Origin of the sequence: Amycolatopsis saalfeldensis, from assembly GCF_900110575.1 — a bacterium.
GTDB lineage: Bacteria > Actinomycetota > Actinomycetes > Mycobacteriales > Pseudonocardiaceae > Amycolatopsis > Amycolatopsis saalfeldensis.
This window is the reverse complement of sequence record NZ_FOEF01000004.1, coordinates 399,122-416,331: the sequence shown is the minus strand read 5'-3', so window position 1 is coordinate 416,331 and position 17,210 is coordinate 399,122. Positions and strand designations below refer to the sequence as shown.

Genomic DNA, 17,210 nt, shown 5'->3' with positions numbered 1-17,210 from the left:
CGGGGCGTTGCACAGAGTCACGCAGAGTCTTGTATCCACATCGTGACGGTCGTCACGAGTATTAACGGATGATTTACACCCGATCGTCCCATTGTGACAATCGGGTGATAACCCTGAGTGCGCGGTAACACCACTACCGGACCATTGACCCACGGCCTGGTCTGTGTAGGCAGCCTAAGCCGCCTCGCTCCCCCTGATCGGCCGAACGCACGAACTCCCGGCCGACACGGTAGCAAACCTGCCCTTTCGGCCCTTTCCGGCAGCCCGGCGCGACCCTGGGTATGCCAAAACGGGCGCGACCCCCTGGTCGCGCCCGTTCCGGCTTGGCTGGTGCGAAGGACTCAGCCGATGCTTTCCACCACGGCTTCCGCCACCGCCTTCATCGTGGTGCGGCGGTCCATGGCGGTCCGCTGGATCCAGCGGAAGGCGTCCGGCTCGGTGAGGCCCTGGCGGCTCATCAGCAGGCCCTTCGCCCGGTCGATCACCTTGCGGGTCTCGAGCCGGTCGGTCAGGCCGGCGACCTCGGCTTCGAGCGCCTGCAGCTCGGAAAAGCGGCTGACGGCCAGCTCGATGGCCGGCACCAGGTCGCGCTTCGCGAACGGCTTGACCAGGTAGGCCATGGTGCCCGCGTCGCGGGCCCGCTCGACCAGGTCGCGCTGGCTGAACGCGGTGAGGATGACCACGGGCGCGATCCGGTCGCCGGTGATCTTGGAAGCGGCCTCGATGCCGTCGAGCTTGGGCATCTTGACGTCGAGGATGACGAGGTCGGGCTTGAGGTCGGTGGCCAGCGCGATGGCCTGCTCCCCGTCACCGGCTTCGCCGACGACCTCGTAGCCCTCTTCGCGCAGCATTTCGACCAGGTCGAGCCGGATCAGCGCCTCGTCCTCGGCAACGAGCACCCGACGCTGCGGCACGGTGACGGCATCGCTGGCCTCGGTAGCCGGTTCGGTCACCGGGGTCCTCCTGAAGGCTCGGCGGGACGATGGACACGCGGTGAACCGCGAACCCGAAGCCTACCGGGAACGATCCAGAAGCGAGGATGGCGTTCACCACGAAGTGGCGGGCGTGACACCGCCGCTTCCGAACAGGACCCGCGTCCAAACGGCACAGTCGCGCCGGGCTGCTCAGCCCGCGCTCTGCCGGTCGGGCTCGATGAGGGCGACCACCCGCGCTTCCTCGCGTGAGTAAGGAGCGCCGATGTACTTCACCGCGATCCGGTCGACGATCTCCCAGGCGGCGTCGCCGTCGAGCCACTCGACGACCCGGCCGCGGAGGACGACCGGCTGGAACGGGTTGTCGGCCGGGGTCAGGGAAATCGCGACGCGCGGGTCCCGCCGGAGGTTGCGGGCCTTGCGCGAGCCCGGGCCGGTGAGGACGACGACGTGGTCGCCGTGGGTGCCGATCCAGACCGGGACGGAGTGGGGGCCGCCGTCGGGCAGCACGCTGGCGAGGTGGGCGATGGGCGTGCCGTCGAGCACGCGGCGGACGTCGGGATCGAGCATGGTGGTCAGCTCCTTCAATGATTGCTACCGGGTTTCTAGCGCTGGACCTGATAGTGCAGGTGGGTGACGCCCGCGGCGGGCACCGCTTCGACCAGGCGCAGCCGGACGTGCGCGGGCAGCTCCCGGAAGAACGGCCGCCCGGCGCCGAGCAGGATCGGCACCTGGTGCAGCACCAGCTCGTCGACGAGTCCCGCGTTCAGCGCCTCGGTCACGACCCCGCCGCCCATCAGGGCGACGTCCCGGTCGCCGGCGGCCTCGCGCGCCGCCGCGACCGCGTCCTCGATGCCGGTGGTGACCAGGGTCTGCCGCTCGCCCAGCCCCGGCACCGGCCGGTGGCTGAGGACGAACAGCGGGGCGCTCGGGTGGGGGCCGCCGCCACCGAACCCGTCGGAGTCGTCGTAGGTGGCGCGCCCGGCCACGGTCGCGCCCACCCGTTCGGCGATGGCGTCGAAAACCCGGGCGCTGGGCCCGCTCAGCTTGAACCCGTCGAACACCCGGCTGGCGGTGTCGCCGTCGGAGTACCAGTCGAAGAGCGCGGTGCCGTCGCCGAGCCCGTGCCCGGCGCGGGGGTCCCGGCCGGTGATGTACCCGTCGACCGACACCGCGTGGGCGCTGAAGACCTTGCTCATCGCCGTGGTCCTTTCCGGAGTTCCTTCAGGAGACTCAAGTACCGTAGCATTCGAAGTTCCCTTAGGGAACCCCAGCGCGTAGACTGGCTTCATGCAGCGGACGAACTTCGGTGAGATGGCGTGCTCGATCGCCCGGACCCTCGACGTCATCGGGGAACCCTGGTCGCCGCTGATCCTGCGGGACGTTTTCGTCGGGGCGAACCGGTTCGAGCAGATCCAGGCGGACCTCGGCATCTCCCGGAAGGTGCTGACCGAGCGGCTGAACCACCTCGTCGAACACGGGGTGCTGGAGCGGCAGCCGTACGACCAGCGGCCGCGCTACGAGTACGTGCTGACCGGGAAGGGCGCCGAACTCGTCGACCTGCTGATGGTCATGGTCGGCTGGGGCGACCGGTGGCTCGCGGGCGAGGCCGGCCCGCCGGTGCTCTACCGCCACCACGCCTGCGGCGAGATCAGCAGCGTCGAGCTGCGCTGCGCGCACTGCGGCGAACCGATGCACGAGGGCGACGTGGACGTGCTGCCCGGTCCTGGCGCCGGTCCCGGTCCCGGCGGCGCCCGGTGACCGGCCCGCGGCCGGATTAGATTGGGGGGCATGACTTCCACCGCTGAGAAAGCCGTGCGCCTGCAGGAACTGCACGCGGCGCCGGAGCTGCTGCTCGTCGTCAACGTCTGGGACGCGATCACCGCGAAGGTCGTCGCCGAGACGCCCGGCACGCAGGCGCTCGCCACGCCGAGCCACGGCATCGCCGCCTCGCGCGGTTACCCGGACGGCGAGAAGATCCCCCGCGACGAGATGATCGCCGAAGTCGCGCTGATCGTGCGGACGGCGGGCGACCTCCCGGTCACCGCCGACCTGGAGGCCGGCTACGGCGACCCGGGCGGCACCGTCGCCCGCGCCATCGACGCCGGCGCAGTCGGCTGCAACCTCGAAGACCAGATGAAACCGCTCGCCGAGTCGGTGAAGGCCGTCGAGGCCGCGGTCGCCGCCGCGCAGTCCGCCGGTGTGGACTTCGTCCTCAACGCCCGCACCGACGCGTTCGTCAAGGGCGCCGGCCGCGACCCCGAAGAGGTGCTGGCCGAGGCGATCACCCGCGGACGCGCGTACCTCGACGCCGGCGCGTCGAACTTCTTCGTGCCGGGCAAGCTCGACGCCGCCCAGGTCGGCCGGCTGGTCGAAGCGCTGGGCGAGCGCAAGGTCAACCTGATCGGCATCCCCGGCTCGATCCCGCTGGACACCGCGCAGAAGCTCGGCGTCTCCCGGGTTTCCTACGGGCCGTGGAGCCAGAACGTGGCGCTCACCGCGCTGGCCAAGCTCGCCGAAGACGTTTACGCGGGCGGCGGGCTGCCGGCCGGCACTCGCAAGCTGAACTGAGCCGACGGCGGCGGTGCCGTGCTCACGTCGCCGCCGCATCCGTCTCACTGGCGGGCGGATTCTCGTCGAGATTGGCGACGAGCCTTCTCAACAGGTCCAACAGGAGATCGGTTTCCCCGGCGCTGAAGCCTTTCAACGCCTGGTCGTTGGTTTCGAAGAGCGCCGAATTCACCTGCGCGAGCTTGGCCCGCCCGTCCTCGGTCAGCGAGATCAGGCTGACGCGCCGGTCGTGCCGGGCGGGGCCGCGCCGGATCAGGCCGTCGCGGTCCATCCGGGCGAGCAGCTGGGCCATGGACGGCTGCTCGATCCGCGCCAGCACCGCCAATTCCTTCTGGGACAACGCATCCGCCTTGCTCAGCGCCACCAGCACGGGCATCTGCGCGAAGGTCAGCCCGAGCGGCCGCAGCCGCTGGTCGTTGACCCGGGTCAACGCGCGCGAGGCGATGTTGATCAGCGCGGCGGGCGCGGAGTCGATCCTGGGGTGCGGCACGCCGCGAAGTGTAGAGGACTCCCTTGACCTGATACATAGGTACCTATACAGTCCGAAACATAGGAGCCTATGTAGTGGGTTTCCGGGCAGGGGAACACTCGTGATCATTCGCAATGTGACCGTCATCGACGGGGAGGCGGCCGGCCCGCTCGCCGATGCCGAAGTAGTGGTGGCCGACGGGCGGTTCAGCGCCATCCGCCCGGCGACCGGCCCGCGGCCGGCCGGCGGCCCGGTGCTCGACGCGCGGGGCGGCTACCTGGTGCCGGGTCTGTGGGAAAGCCACACCCACCTGGGTGGGTTCGCCTCCGCCAAGCCCGAGCACGAGCGCGCGGCGTACGTCTCCCAGCTGCTCACCGACTTCCTGAGCGCCGGGGTGACCACCGTCGTCGACCTCGGCGGCCCGCTGGACATCGAGCTCGCCGCCCGCGACTACCGCGGCAAGGCCACCGATCCCGCGGCCGGGTTGTTCTTCGCCGGGCCGGTGTTCACCGGTGTGCGCGGCTGGCCGGTCCTGGACGATCCGGCGCGGGCCCCCATCGCCCACCAGGTCGACGATGCCGGCGTCGCCCACCGGCAGGCGCTGGAGCTGGCCGATCAGGTCGACTTCATCAAATGCATTTACGACGGCGAGCCCGGCGCGCCGGACAAGCTGCCGCTCGACGCCCTCAAAGCGATCGTCGCGGCCGCGCACGAGAAAGGCAAAAAGGTGCTCGTGCACGTCCACGAACGCCTCGATCTGGAGGAGGCGGTGGCCGCCGGCGCGGACGGCATCGAACACGCTTTCCAGCCGCAGGACCCCACCAGCGACGCGGAAGCCCGCGACGTCGCAGCGCTGCTGGCGGGGACGGGCACCTACTACTGCCCCACCCTGGTCACCTGGGAGCAGCTCGCGCACAACGGTGAGGCCGGTTATCTGCGGAAGCTGGTCGACGGCGGCTTCGCCAAGCCGGAAGACCTGCCGGCGATCACCAGCCGCCCGCTCTACGGGCACGAGTTCCCCCGGCATTCCGCCCGGGACTCCCACATCCGCTTCGACTACGCGATGCGCACGCTGGCCCTGATGCACGACGCCGGGGTGAAGATCACCGCGGGCAGTGACGTGGCCATGCTGCTGCCGTCGCCGCCCGTCGCCCTGCTGCGGGAACTGCACCTGCTGGCCGAGGCCGGGCTGCCGCTGCCCGCGGTATTGGCGGCAGGCACCCGCCATTCGGCCGAAAAGATCGGCCCGCAGGCGACCGCACCGGGCACGATCACCGCCGGAGCCGTCGCCGACGCGCTGCTGCTCGACGCCGACCCGTACGCGGACATCACGCATCTGACCGATCGTGCCCACCACATCGGGACCCTGCGGGCCGGGCGGGCGAGCTGGGGTCAGCCCGCGGCCTGACCCGAGCGCCGCGCTACTGGTACCGTGGGCTGGTCGAATGCCACTCGAACCCGCCGCCCATCCATGCCCGCAGACCGTGCAGGAAACGCTGGAGTTCGGCTGAGGCAACGGGTTCCAGGGCCCGGTGGGTGCGCTGGAAGTCGCGGACGATCTGGTTGTGGAGGTCGACCGTGATCTCGGTGGCCTCTTCGATGGGGCAGGACCGGTCGGCGGCGACCTGCAGGACCATGTTGGCGGGCGGGTTCTCGTCGGCCAGGTCCTTCGCCACCGAGTGCAGGTCGTTGACGAGCACGGACGCGGTGCCGGCCTGGATGGCGGCGCGGCGGACGCGCGGTTCGTAGAACAGGTTGGCGGTCAGCTCGTAGCCGCCGAGGACGTCGATCAGGGTCATGGACGTGTAAAAACTGTCGTGCTGACGGGCGGCGAGGTACTCCCACGCGGGCGGGGGGTCGTCGTTGTGCTGCCAGGCGGCGTAGGCGTTCCAGGACACGAACATCGTGAAGGTTGAGTAGTTCACGCGCTGGACCTGGGCCGGGCTGCCGTACTGCCGCAGGTGGTCGACACCCGAGCGCAGCGCGACGAGAACCCGGTCGCCGCGCAGGGTTTCGTCGAGTTCCCGGCTGAACTCGCCCGCGGGCGGCACCGGGTCCATCGCCGCCATCGCCAGTGCCAGGCGCGGCGGCAGCTTCTCCGGGACGGCGCCGAGGGCGGTGTCGTCGGCGTACAGGTCGTCGGCGGCCCACCACGCGGCGTTGAGCTTCGCCGAGATCAGCAGCCGGTCCGGGTCCTCGCAGTCCGGGTGCGCGAGCATGACCAGCCGCCCGAACCCGGCCTTCCCGAGTTGCTCCGCCTCCTGCTCGTCGAAGCCGACCTCCCCCGCCCACGCGATCAGCCGCCGGTCCACCTCCTCGCCGAGGGGATCGTTGATCCGCTCGGTGACCGGGCAGTACAACGGCGAAGCACTGCCGTCGCCCCAAGTCCGGTACGTGTAAGCCGGATCGGAATCCCCGGCGCCCGGCCCGGGGTCCGGCAGCGGGACCTCGGTGAGCCGGGCGCCGAGGCGCGCCGCGGACGTGCCCAGCCCGGTCGGGCCGGCCAGCAGGGTGGACAGGGCACGGTGCGGGTCCGTCATCGCTTCACTCCAGGGGGTCCTCGGGCGAGTCAGACGCGGTCGGCCGCGATCAGCAGGTAGTGGAAGCTGCCCTCGCGGTAGGCGGTGAGGAACGGGCCCTCGATCCCGGTGGCCACCGAGGACTTCGCGCGCAGCTCCCAGTACGGGATGGTCTGCGCGGTCAGGTCGACGACGGAGATGGGCACCATGTTGTTCGCCGTCATGGCCTTGAAGTACGCGCTGCGCGGGTGGATGTTGCAGGTGTAGTGCTGGTCGATCTGCGCGACCGCCTTGGACCGGCCGCCGGTCACGTCGTTGTAGCAGCCGGTGATGGTGACGTAGCGGCCGCCGAACTCCAGCTGCCGGGCGTGCTCGGCGAACAACTCGAACAGGTCCACGTACATGGTGCTCTCGTTGTTCCAGATGGCGCGGCGCGAACCGGTTTCGAAGCCGGTGTCGAGCATATTGCGGAAGTGGTAGCGGACCTGGTCCTCGACGCCGCGGGCTTCGGCCTGCCCGTTGGCGAAGTCGACCTGCTTCTGCGAGATCGACACCCCGTCGACCTGGCAGCCGAACCGCTGGTTGGCCATGATGCTGCTGCCGCCCCGCCCGCAGCCCGCGTCCAGCAGCCGGTCGCCGGGCGAGACGTCGCCGAGGTGGTCGAGCAGCACCTCGGCCTGCGCCGTCTCCAGCCGGTGCATCTCGGCGATCATCCGCTCGTCCCGGGTCTCCTCCGGCCCCTCCAGCACCGACTGGTCGACCTCGCCGATGCCGTAGTGGTGGTGATAGAGGCCGTCGACGTCGCCCAGGCGCAGGTTGACCGGGTCTTTCTCCTTGTTCCAGTAGGACGCCACGGACTTCTGGTATTCGGTGCGCAGGACCTCGGCGGGGGCGGGACGGGCGATCGTCACGGGTGTGCTTCCTTTCGTTGGCAGACAAGCAAAAGCGAGTTCAGCGGGCGATCTCGACGTTCTCCAGCACGCCGAGCGCGTCCGGGACGAGCACTGCGGCCGAGTAGTAGGCGCTGACCAGGTAGGACGCCACCGCCTGGTCGTTGATGCCCTCGAACCGCACGTTGAGGCCGGGCTGGACCTCGTCGGGCAGGCCGGTCTGGTGCAGCCCGATCACCCCGTGGTCCTCGACCCCGGTCCGCATCGCGAGGATGGAGGTGGTGCCGGCTTCGGAGACCGGGATCTTGTCGCACGGCAGGATCGGCACCCCGCGCCACGCGGGCACCGCCTTGTCCTCGACCACGGTGCCCTCCGGGTACAGCCCGCGCCGCGTGCACTCCCGCCCGAACGCGGCGATCGCGCGCGGATGGGCGAGGAAGAACTTCGTCTTGCGACGGCGGCTGACCAGCTCGTCCAGGTCGTCCGGGGTCGGCGGGCCGGAGCGGGTCTGGAACCGGGACTTGAGGTCGGCGTTGTGCAGCAGGCCGAACTCGCGGTTGTTGACCAGCTCGTGCTCCTGCCGCTCCCGCAGGGCTTCGGTGGTCAGCCGCAGCTGCTCGTCGAGCTGGTTCATGGGCTCGTTGTAGAGGTCGGTGACGCGGGTGTGCACGCGCAGGATGGTCTGCGCGACGGCCAGCTCGTACTCCCGCGGCGAGGTCTCGTAGTCGGCGAACGTGCCGGGCAGGAGCGGCTCGCCGTCGTGGCCCGAGGACATCTCGATCTCGGACTCACCCTTGGCGTTCTGCGGTTTTTCCCCCGCTGCCAGCATTTCCCGCACGTGCTCGCGCAGCCGCTCGGACCTTCCGTTGAGGTCGGCGAACGCTTCGGCGCGCAGGGTCAGCACGATCACCGGGGTCACCGCCTTGACCGTGAACGGCCAGTTGCGGCTGATCCCGCTGAGCAGCTCGTCGCCGAAGTGGTCCCCGTCGGCCAAGGTGGCGAGCGTGATCTCGTCGCCGTACTCGCCCGGCGCCACCTTGGCCACCTTGCCGTGCGCGACCAGCACCACCTCGTCCAGCGGGCCGCCGTGGCGCACGATCACCTCACCGGCCGCGTACTCGTGCTGCACGAACCGGCCGGCCAGCGCCGTGAGCGTGTCCTCGTCGTCGAAACCGCGCAGCAGAGCCAGTTCCGCCAATTCCTGCGGTACGACCCGCACGTCGGCGCCGACGTTGGTGAAGCTCACCCGCCCGTCGCCGACGGTGTAGGTCAGCCGGCGGTTGACCCGGTAGGCGCCACCGGCGGCCTCCACCCAGGGCAGCATCCGCAGCAGCCAGCGCGGGCTGATGCCCTGCATCTGCGGCCGGGTCTTGGTCGTGGTCGCCAGGGTGCGCGCGGCGGCCGTGCCCAGGCTCAGCCGGGCTTCGGCAGCCCGGGTGAGCGGCTCGGTGGCGGTCATCCTTCGCGGCCGATCTCCGCGGCCTCGAGCACGGCCAGCGCGTCCGGCACCAGCACGGCGGCCGAGTAGTAGGTGCTGACCAGGTAGGAGATGATGGCCTGCCCGGACACGCCCATGAACCGGACGTTCAGGCCCGGCTCGTACTCGTCGGGCAGCCCGATCTGGCGCAGCCCGACCACACCCTGGTTCTGCTCGCCGGTGCGCATCAGCAGGACCGAGCTGGTGCGCGTGGAGCTGACCGGGATCTTGTTGCACGGGTAGATCGGCACCCCGCGCCAGGCCGGCACCTTGTGGCCGCCGATGTCCACGCCGGCCGGGTAGATGCCCGCCTTGCTGCACTCCCGGCTGAACGCGGCGATCGTGCGCGGGTGGGCCAGGAAGAAGCCGGGGTCCTTCCACACCAGGGAAAGCAGCTCGTCGAAGTCGTCCGGGGTCGGCGGGCCGGTGCGGGTCGGGACGCGCTGGGCGAAGTCGGAGTTGTGCAGCAGGCCGAAGTCGGTGTTGTTGACCAGCTCGTGCTCCTGGCGCTCGCGCAGCGCCTCGATGGTCAGCCGCAGCTGCTGCTCGGTCTGGTCCATCGGCTGGTTGTAGAGGTCCGCGACCCGGGTGTGCACCCGCAGCACGGTCTGCGCGACGCTCAGCTCGTACTCCCGCGGCGAGGCCTCGTAGTCCACGAAAGTGCCCGGCAGCAACGGTTCCCCGTCGTGGCCGGAGGAGATGTCGATCTCCGCCTCGCCGTGCTCGTTGGCCGCCCCGCCGGTGTCGGACGCGCTCTCGATCTGCGCCCGCAGCGAGTCGGACTGCTCCAGCACCTGCTCGAACGCCTGGCGCGACATCGTCAGCACGGTGCCCGAGGTGAGCGCCTTCGCGGTGAACTCCCAGATCCCGTCGGCGGACAACAGCACCTGAGCACCGAAGTAGTCGCCGTCCTTCAGCGAGCCGAGCGTGGTCTCGTCGCCGTACTGGCCGGGGCCGGTCTTGCCGATCTTCCCGTGCGCGATCAGGAAAACCTGCTCGGCCCGGTGGCCGAACTCGACCAGCACGTCACCCGGCGCGACCTCCTGCTGGGTGAAGCGGCGCGCCAGCTCCGGCAGCACCTCCTCGTCGTCGTAGCCCCGCAGCGGCGGCAGCTCCCCCAGCTCGGCCGGGACGACCCGGACCTGGTCGCCGACCTTCTCGAACGTCACCCGCCCGTCGCCGACGGTGTAGCTCAGCCGCCGGTTCACCCGGTAGGCGCCGCCGTTGACCTGCACCCAGTCGAGCGCCTTCAGCAGCCAGCGGGAGGAAATCCCCTGCATCTGCGGAACGGACTTGGTCGTCGTAGCCAGTTTGCGCGCCGCGGCGCGGCCCAGGCTCAGCTGCGGATTCCCGGCGTCCGGCGCGCTGCCGGCAGCGGCGTCCGATTCGGTCACGGTCACAGTGAGATCCACCCATCGTCAGTCCGGGGACAGAAATACGGAGATCAGCGGAAAAAGTGGCGATTATCGGTCGGTTCAGCAGCTCCGCCTGGTCCAACATAGCAAGCCGGATTAGCCGCACAAGGCCACGTTCGAGTCACGGCCGGAGTCACTCGAATGCCGGTCCACGCGGGGAAAACACTCAGCCGAGACCCCTGGGCGCGCCGGGCCGCCCGATCGGCCTAGCGGCCGGAACGGAAGAGTCACCGGGAAAACCACGCGATTCCCGAGCGTGGGCCCGGCGCTCCGTCGACCGGGCGAACGACGTCCCGGATACGGCACAAACCGGACTCGGTGAATCGGGGGACATTTCCCTTGATAAACGCCACGCCAATAACGCCGTCGTTTCACCGGGAACCAGGGAAATGCCCGGCCGGGTGACGGTGGATCACGCTTGGTGAAAACGAATTCGATGTCGCGACAACCGGACTACTCCGGCCGGCCGGTACCCCGCGGTGCGGCCGGAGGCGGAGAGACGCCGGCGACCCCGGCCGGAGCGTTGAACAAGCCGCCGGATCCCGGCCGCCCCCGACCGGCGGTGCCGCCGCAGTGCGGCGGGAACCCACGAAAACGTCGCCGCGCCGGTCTGCGTCACGCCCTTCGCCCCGGACGAGGGCGAGTCGGTCAACACCCTGATCGCCGACCCGCGCCCCGGTCCCGCCGATCCTGCCCCCGCAGGACGGTTTCCTCTTCCTGGACCGGGAGCAGTTCCACGAGTCGTTCGCCGGGGAGCTGCCCGCGGACCGCGCGGCCTTCCTGGCCGACGCGCAGGTCCCGTGGGCCGTCGAGGCGCTGGCCGGGGTCGTGGGCGAGCCGGCCTGGCGGGTCAGGCCCACCTGGTACCTCGTCGCGACCGACGACCGGATGATCCCGCCGCCGGCCCCGCGCGCGATGGCCGAGCGGGCCGGGGCCACCGTCGTCGAGGTGCCCGGCAGCCACGCGATCTACGAGTCGCAGCCGGGTCTGGTCGCCGGCCTCGTCAAGCAGGCCGCGGCGGCGCTCTGACCGGAACGGTGCCCGCCTCGCGGTGAGGCGGGCACCGCACGGCTCAGCCCTTCAGGCTCTGGTTCAGGAAGTCGAGCAACGGCGCGGCGACGTTCGCGGACGTCCACTGCAGCGCGCTCTTGGTGTCACCGGTGAAGGACAGGTCGCCGTGCCCGGCGCCCCCGACGACGTACCGGGTGCTCTTCACCCCGGCCGCCTTCAACGCGTTCTGCAGCATGAGGGTCTGGCTGGGCGAGATCAGCGTGTCGGCGCTGCCGTGGAAGATCACGAACGGCGGATCGGCCGGCTTGACGTGGGTGATCGGGTTGGCCGCGGCGATGGCCGCCGGGGTGGCCGACGCCGGCTGAGTGCTGGCCGGCCCGTTCACGTACTTGCCCACGACGGTCATCAGCCCGGCCGCCGCCTGCTGCGAAGCGGCGTCGTAGTCCGACTCCAGTTTGGACAGATCGGAGGCGCCGAACTTGTCGACCACGGCCTGCACATCACTGCTCTGGTCTAGGTTGTCCCCGATGTCGTACCGCTTGTCGCCGTTGGTCACCCCCACCATCGCGACCAGGTAGCCGCCGGCCGAGTCACCCCAGACGCCCACCTTGCCCGGGTCGATCTGGTAGGCCGACGCGTGCGCCCGCAAGTACCGGATGGCCGACTTCACATCGGCGATGCTGTCGGTGTACGTCGCGCCGTCGGGCTGCACCCGGTACTGGATGCTCGCGACGACGAACCCGGCGTCCGCGGCGTAGGTGCGCAGTGGGAGGTTGCCCTGCTTGTCCGCCTGCACGAAACCGCCGCCGGGCACGTAGACCACCAGCGGCTTCGGGCCCGGGGTTCGCGGCACCTGGATGTCCATCCGGAGCTGCTTGGTCTTGCCGTCGGCCAGCTTCGGCGCGGCGAACGCCACGTTGTCCTTGGTGTCCACCTGGACTTTCCCGCACTGGATCTGCTGGGCCGGGTCCGGCTTGAGCACCGTGCTGGTGCTGGTGTCTACCGGGACCACCAGCTTCACCTGCGGGGTGGGCGCCCCGGCCGGGCCCGCGCCGGGCGGGCCGGCCGGGGCCGGGCTGCTCGGGCAGGCGGACGACGAGGTGGACGAGCTGGGCACTGACGAGCCGGGGGAAGCTTCGGTCGAGCCGCCCGAACACGCGGCGACGGCGAGCGCCGCCACCACGGCGAGCGCGCCCAGGGAAAGCCTGGCTGATCGCATGAGGGACTCCTGGTCGTGGGTTTCGCGGTACCGGAAAACGGCCGGCGACGATGGCCGAGCCAACCGGATGCAGCCGACTCGCGGCCTGCCCGTTCCGGTGAAGATCTCACCCGGACGAAGGGCCCTGCCAGATCGTTAACCGTTCAACTATTAGTTGACCATACCAGCGGTGCCCGCGATCGGCAGGTGCAGTGCGGAGAGATCACAGTCGACCCGGTATCCGGCCGCGCGCGGGTTGCGGTCGTAACGGGGATAGGCCCCGCCGGAGACCTGGAGGCGAATCCGGTGCCCGGCCCGGAAACGATGGGCACACGGGCTGGTCAGGAGGTCCAGCTCGGCCACGCCGTCGGTGGCAGCGGTGGCACGGCGGAAGGTCTCGGAGATGTTCCACGACCGGCCGCGAGTGTCCACATCGCACACCCGCACGAAGACGCCGTTGTCCGCCTGGTGGCCGCGCAGGGCCAGGTGCAGCCGCGCCGGGCCGAACACCTCCACGTCCGCCGGCAGCGGGGCCGAGGTGAAGGTGATCACGTCCGCCCGCGCTTCCAGCTCGCGGTTGTCGACGCTGCCCGCGCCGGGTGACATGTGGTGCCCGCCTGCCGCGGGGGTGGGATCGGCGGGGTCGTAAGGGAATTCGACCAGGCGGGATTCGCTCGGGTCCTCGGCGCGGGTCTCGGGGAGCGAGCCGTCCGCGTTCGGGTACAGCGTCCAGTCGACGGTCTCCGGCGGCCAGCTCGGCAGGCTGCGCCACTCCCCTGCGCCGGTGACGTGAACCCGGACCTTCGAGCCCCGGCGCGCGCCCGTTTTCCCGAGGTGGCAGTCGAACCAGGCCAGTGCCTCCGCGTCGGTCACCTTCGCCGCCTTGACCGCCGTGTCGAGGTGGGTCCACGGTCCCACGGTCAGGCCGACCTCGGGATTGTGCGCCGAGAGCGCGGAATACTGCTCCAGGGTCTGCTCCAGGAACACGTCCCGCCACCCGCCGATGAGCAGGGTCGGGACGGCGACCTCGGCCAGCACGGACGTGGCCCGGTAGGCGTCCCAGAACGGATCTCGGAGGTCTTCGTGGGCCAGCCACTCGGAAAACCACGTGCCGCGCCCGTTCAGCGCGGCCGCCGCGGCCTCGGCGGCCGACCAGCGGCGGCTGAGTGCGGCCGCCGTCCGCCTGCGCGCGGCGGCCATCTCACGCAGGCCGCGGAGCCCGCCGGTCCCCTGGGCCTCGACCGCGGCGCTCCAGCCCAGGAAGTCGGCCAGCGCCAGCGCGCCGCCGCCGCGGACCGCCCGGGCGAAGTCGTGCGGCCCCACCAGGACGACGCAGGCGCGCAGCTCGGCCGGCGGGTCCTGGAGCAGCGCCCACTGCGTCCAGCCGAGGTAGGAGCCGCCCAGGGTGGCCAGCCGCCCGTCGAACCAGGACTGGGCTCGCAGCCAGGCGACCGCGTCCTGGGCGTCCGCGGCCTCCTGGGCGATCGGCCGGAACGGCCCGGTGGAGCCGCCGGTGCCCCGGACGCTCTGCACCAGGACGTGGTACCCGCGCCCGGCCAGCATCCGGCCGTGGAAAAGGCTTTCCGGCAGGCCCCGGCCATAGGGCGACCGGACGAGCACCGTGCCCAGCGGGTCGCCCACCGGCGCGTAGTGGTCGGTCACCAGGACGGCGCCGTCCCGTGTGGGCACTTCGAGGCCGCGCTCGACGGTGTACCGGTTACGAGCGGGCTCCAGGCCCACTGTCTTGCTCTGGAGGCGGTCTGCCATCCGGGCCGGCCAGCCGGCGGTTCTGTTCCGGGGCATGTGTTCTCCTTCGAACCGTGCCCGCTCCTCAGCCGCGCGGACCCGCTATAGTACACAGGTAGTCTACTAGTTGACGAAATGAGCTGACCATGGCGGACGGCGACGCAGCCGCGATCACCTGGGATCAGTGGCGAGCGGCGCGCCCCGATCTCGACCTGGCCCCGATGACGTTGTTCGGCGGGCTCAAACGCGCCCACGCCATGCTCGAACTGCTGCTCGAACCGGTCTTCGAGACCTCGCCGATCAGCTCGGCCGAGTTCGACGTGCTGTTCCACCTCCGCCACGCACCGTCCCCGGTGATCGCCCGGCGGCTGGCCCAGACCATGGACAAGTCCGCGGCCGCCCTGAGCAAGACCCTGACGAAGCTGGAGCGGCGCGGGCTGGTCCAGCGGGTGGCGAACCCGGCGGACAAGCGCAGCGCGCTGGTCACCATCAGCGAGCAGGGCGCGGCCGCGGTCGACCAGGTCATGCCCCGCCGTCTGGTGCTCGAGGACGAGGCCATCGCCACGCTGACCGACCGGCAGCGCGCCGACGTGGCCCGCGCCTTCCGCGTGATCGGCACCGCGCTGGGGTCGACGGCCCGGGTGCGCGGCTGAGGGACGCCGTATTGTTGGAACAAAGTTCCAGCCAGTTCAGGACGGGGCCGATGGCGACCAGGAGGCAGCGCACCGAACGGCGCGCGGACGCGCTCTCGAAGGAGCGGATCGTCGAGGCGGCGATCGAAATCCTCGACACCGACGGCGAGCGCGCGCTGACCTTCCGCGCGCTCACCCAGCGCCTGGCCACCGGGCCCGGGGCGATCTACTGGCACGTCGAGAACAAGGGCGACCTGCTCGCGGCGGCCACCGGCGACGTCATCGCCCGGGTGATGACCGACGTGCCCGAGGGCACGGAGCCGCGCGAGGCGATCCGCACCATGGCGCTGGGGCTGTTCGACGCGATCGACGCGCACCCCTGGGTGGGCGCCCAGATCGCGGGCGAGCCGTGGCAGTTCGCGATGCTGCAGCTCTTCGAAGGCATGGGCGGCCAGCTCAAGGCGCTCGGCGTGCCCGAATCGGCGCAGTTCGGCGCCGCGTCCGCGCTCGTGAACTACTCCCTCGGCGTCGCCGGGCAGAACGCCGCGAACGCCCGCCTGGTCGAGCCCGGCACGGACCGGACGGCCTTCCTTTCCGGCGTTGTCGACCAGTGGGTGCGGCTCGACCCCGCGAAGTACCCGTTTGTGCATCAGATCGCGAAGCAGCTCGTCGAGCACGACGACCGCGACCAGTTCCTCGCCGGGGTCGACCTCATCCTGGCCGGCGTCGGGACGCTCGGCTAGACGCGCTCTCGTCTCCGTCGAGACGCTGCGGTTTCAGGGCCGCTGCCCGTTGCCGGCCCGTTGCGCGCGAAGGAGATCCGCCGGGTCGCCGCTGAGGGTGTGGCGTGCCTCGTACGCGCGGCTGAGGCCCGCCAGCCGTTCCGCGAGCATGGGGTGTCCCGGCGAGGTTGCCGCCACGGCCTGCTCGGCGACGTCGACGGCGAGGTCGATGTCGGCGCGGGCGTTGCCGCGCTCGAACCGGCGCTGGTAGGCGGTGCCCAGGTTGTGCAGGGCGATCGCGCGGTCCGGGTCGTCCGCCGGGTGGATCCGGACCGCCTCCTCGCCGTAGGCCACCGCGCGGTCCAGGTCGCCGGGCTCGCCGAACCACTGGTAACGCTCGCGGTAGGCCAGGCCGACGTTCGAGTAGTGCCCGGCCCGGTCCGCGGGACGGGCGCACGGCGCGGCCACCGACTGCTCCCCCCACGCGACGGCGAGTTCCAGATCCTGCGCGGTCTGGCGGACCTCGTAGCGCCGCCGGTGCGCGGTGCCGAGGCGGGACAGGCGTTCCGCGCGTTCGGGATGGTCCTCCGGGGTGGCCACGACCGCCTCCCGCAGCGACTCGACGGCTTGGTCCAGGTCCAGGTCCGGGCCGCCGTCGAGGAAACGCTGCAGGAGCAGCACGCCGAGCTCGGTCCGGAACTTCGCGTGGTCGCCGGTGCCCTCCTCCGCCGTTTCGAGCAGCTGCCGGCAAAGCTTCAACGCGCGCTCCAGGTTTTCCGCGCTGCCGGCGACGGTGGCGACGCAGGCGCGGTGCGCGGTCATGGCCATGGACATCACGTCCCGGCGCAGGCCGCTGGTGCGGGGCAGGCCGTCGAGCGCCTGGTCGAGCAGGCCGGCGGCCGCCAGCGCGTCGACCGGCGACCGGCTCAGCAGGTACTTGTCGAGCCAGCTGCTGCCCAGGTTGAACCGGTAGAGCGGAAGGTTCCGGTCCGACCGCCCGGCGGCCGCGACCGTCCGGTCCAGCAGCTCGTTCGCGGCGTCGAGTTCGGCCGCGTCGCCGGTGCGGTGGTACCGCGACAGGTGCGCGGCGCCGAGGTTGGACAGCCTCGTGACGTACCCGGCGCTGCTCCGCGGGGTGGCCGCCACGGATTCGGTCAGCAACGCGACCACGGCGTCGGCGAACACCCCGTCCTCGGCGTCGGCGTCCGCGCCCAGCATTTCCGCGGCCAGGCCGCCCTGCTGGTCCGGGTCCGCGTCGGGGCCGAGCAGCTGCTTGAACGCGGGCGGCACGGCACCGGGCCGGTCCGCGATCGGCGCCAGGTAGCCCAGCCCCTGGGCGAGTTCACGGCTCAGCTGCCCGGAAGGCATCGCGGTGGCGCGGTAGAGGTGCAGTTTTCCCAGGCACCGCCGGGCTTCGGCCAGTCGGAGGGCTTCGAGGTGGCTGGGCCGGGCGGCGTCGGCGGGCTGCGCCTCCCGCCACAGCTTCGCCGCTTCCGCGAGCGCGGCCGGATCGGCGATCTCCCGCATCGCCTTGGCGGTGTCCTGCGCGGCCATGGTGCGTTCGTACGCCGAGAGACGTTTGCTGACCTTCTTCACGGCCCGGTCGAAGCTCATGCGTCCTCCTCGTT

Annotated in this window: 17 protein-coding genes; 6 read left to right on the top strand and 11 right to left on the bottom strand. The window is 71.1% G+C overall.

Translation table 11 applies throughout. The annotated features are described in order from the left end of the window. Positions 1–341: 341 nt before the first annotated feature. The 3 genes from BMY97_RS12720 to BMY97_RS12710 form a co-directional block, all read right to left on the bottom strand. Positions 342–953 (bottom strand): ANTAR domain-containing response regulator, encoded by a 612-nt coding sequence (locus BMY97_RS12720; RefSeq protein WP_091616968.1) that lies wholly within the window; start codon positions 951–953, stop codon positions 342–344. Positions 954–1,124: 171 nt separating this feature from the next. Further along, positions 1,125–1,502: a PPOX class F420-dependent oxidoreductase gene (locus BMY97_RS12715; RefSeq protein WP_091617112.1), complete on the bottom strand. Its 378-nt coding sequence runs from the start codon at positions 1,500–1,502 to the stop codon at positions 1,125–1,127. Between the two features lie 35 nt (positions 1,503–1,537). Then, positions 1,538–2,131 carry a dihydrofolate reductase family protein gene (locus tag BMY97_RS12710; RefSeq protein WP_091616967.1) on the bottom strand — a complete coding sequence of 198 codons (594 nt, stop codon included), beginning with the start codon at positions 2,129–2,131 and terminating at the stop codon, positions 1,538–1,540. 91 nt (positions 2,132–2,222) lie between these two features. Between BMY97_RS12710 and BMY97_RS12705 the strand changes: the two genes are divergently transcribed. Both BMY97_RS12705 and BMY97_RS12700 read left to right on the top strand, forming a co-directional pair. Next, positions 2,223–2,693 (top strand): winged helix-turn-helix transcriptional regulator, encoded by a 471-nt coding sequence (locus BMY97_RS12705; RefSeq protein ID WP_091616966.1) that lies wholly within the window; start codon positions 2,223–2,225, stop codon positions 2,691–2,693. 30 nt (positions 2,694–2,723) lie between these two features. Beyond that, the gene (locus BMY97_RS12700; RefSeq protein ID WP_091616965.1) at positions 2,724–3,503 is read left to right on the top strand and encodes an isocitrate lyase/PEP mutase family protein; all 780 of its coding nucleotides are present in this window, start codon (positions 2,724–2,726) and stop codon (positions 3,501–3,503) included. Positions 3,504–3,525: 22 nt separating this feature from the next. Here BMY97_RS12700 and BMY97_RS12695 read toward each other — a convergent pair whose 3' ends face one another. Beyond that, positions 3,526–3,993 carry a MarR family winged helix-turn-helix transcriptional regulator gene (locus BMY97_RS12695; protein ID WP_245787286.1) on the bottom strand — a complete coding sequence of 156 codons (468 nt, stop codon included), beginning with the start codon at positions 3,991–3,993 and terminating at the stop codon, positions 3,526–3,528. Positions 3,994–4,108: 115 nt separating this feature from the next. On the opposite strand from BMY97_RS12695, the gene BMY97_RS12690 reads away from it, so the two are divergent. Further along, a complete protein-coding gene (locus BMY97_RS12690) occupies positions 4,109–5,380 on the top strand; it encodes an amidohydrolase family protein (protein WP_177231304.1) in 1,272 nt (423 codons plus the stop codon). A 13-nt stretch (positions 5,381–5,393) separates the two neighbouring features. Here the strand turns inward: BMY97_RS12690 and BMY97_RS12685 are convergent, their stop codons facing one another. Genes BMY97_RS12685 through BMY97_RS12670 form a run of 4 tightly spaced genes read right to left on the bottom strand, consistent with a single transcriptional unit; the run spans position 5,394 to position 10,258 of the window. Continuing rightward, the gene (locus tag BMY97_RS12685) at positions 5,394–6,512 is read right to left on the bottom strand and encodes a family 2 encapsulin nanocompartment cargo protein terpene cyclase (RefSeq protein ID WP_091616963.1); all 1,119 of its coding nucleotides are present in this window, start codon (positions 6,510–6,512) and stop codon (positions 5,394–5,396) included. Between the two features lie 29 nt (positions 6,513–6,541). Next, positions 6,542–7,402, bottom strand: coding sequence for a geranyl diphosphate 2-C-methyltransferase (locus tag BMY97_RS12680; protein ID WP_091616962.1), 861 nt, complete (start codon positions 7,400–7,402; stop codon positions 6,542–6,544). A gap of 40 nt (positions 7,403–7,442) precedes the next feature. Then, on the bottom strand, positions 7,443–8,840 hold the full coding sequence (locus BMY97_RS12675; RefSeq protein WP_091616961.1) for a family 2B encapsulin nanocompartment shell protein: 1,398 nt from the start codon (positions 8,838–8,840) through the stop codon (positions 7,443–7,445). Further along, positions 8,837–10,258 (bottom strand): family 2B encapsulin nanocompartment shell protein, encoded by a 1,422-nt coding sequence (locus tag BMY97_RS12670; protein WP_177231303.1) that lies wholly within the window; start codon positions 10,256–10,258, stop codon positions 8,837–8,839. The genes BMY97_RS12675 and BMY97_RS12670 overlap by 4 nt, the downstream gene beginning before the upstream one ends. A 702-nt stretch (positions 10,259–10,960) precedes the next feature. On the opposite strand from BMY97_RS12670, the gene BMY97_RS48360 reads away from it, so the two are divergent. Continuing rightward, on the top strand, positions 10,961–11,302 hold the full coding sequence (locus BMY97_RS48360; protein WP_342744028.1) for an alpha/beta fold hydrolase: 342 nt from the start codon (positions 10,961–10,963) through the stop codon (positions 11,300–11,302). 43 nt (positions 11,303–11,345) lie between these two features. Here BMY97_RS48360 and BMY97_RS12660 read toward each other — a convergent pair whose 3' ends face one another. Both BMY97_RS12660 and BMY97_RS12655 read right to left on the bottom strand, forming a co-directional pair. Beyond that, complete coding sequence (locus tag BMY97_RS12660) at positions 11,346–12,503, bottom strand: alpha/beta hydrolase (protein ID WP_091616960.1); 1,158 nt, start codon at positions 12,501–12,503, stop codon at positions 11,346–11,348. A 150-nt stretch (positions 12,504–12,653) separates the two neighbouring features. Next, complete coding sequence (locus BMY97_RS12655) at positions 12,654–14,285, bottom strand: CocE/NonD family hydrolase (protein WP_245787285.1); 1,632 nt, start codon at positions 14,283–14,285, stop codon at positions 12,654–12,656. A gap of 89 nt (positions 14,286–14,374) precedes the next feature. Between BMY97_RS12655 and BMY97_RS12650 the strand changes: the two genes are divergently transcribed. Both BMY97_RS12650 and BMY97_RS12645 read left to right on the top strand, forming a co-directional pair. Beyond that, positions 14,375–14,881: a MarR family winged helix-turn-helix transcriptional regulator gene (locus BMY97_RS12650; protein WP_091616959.1), complete on the top strand. Its 507-nt coding sequence runs from the start codon at positions 14,375–14,377 to the stop codon at positions 14,879–14,881. Between the two features lie 50 nt (positions 14,882–14,931). Continuing rightward, positions 14,932–15,603: a TetR/AcrR family transcriptional regulator gene (locus BMY97_RS12645; RefSeq protein ID WP_091616958.1), complete on the top strand. Its 672-nt coding sequence runs from the start codon at positions 14,932–14,934 to the stop codon at positions 15,601–15,603. A 33-nt stretch (positions 15,604–15,636) separates the two neighbouring features. On the opposite strand, the gene BMY97_RS12640 is transcribed toward BMY97_RS12645, so the two are convergent. Continuing rightward, complete coding sequence (locus BMY97_RS12640) at positions 15,637–17,196, bottom strand: tetratricopeptide repeat protein (RefSeq protein WP_091616957.1); 1,560 nt, start codon at positions 17,194–17,196, stop codon at positions 15,637–15,639. Positions 17,197–17,210 lie beyond the last annotated feature (14 nt).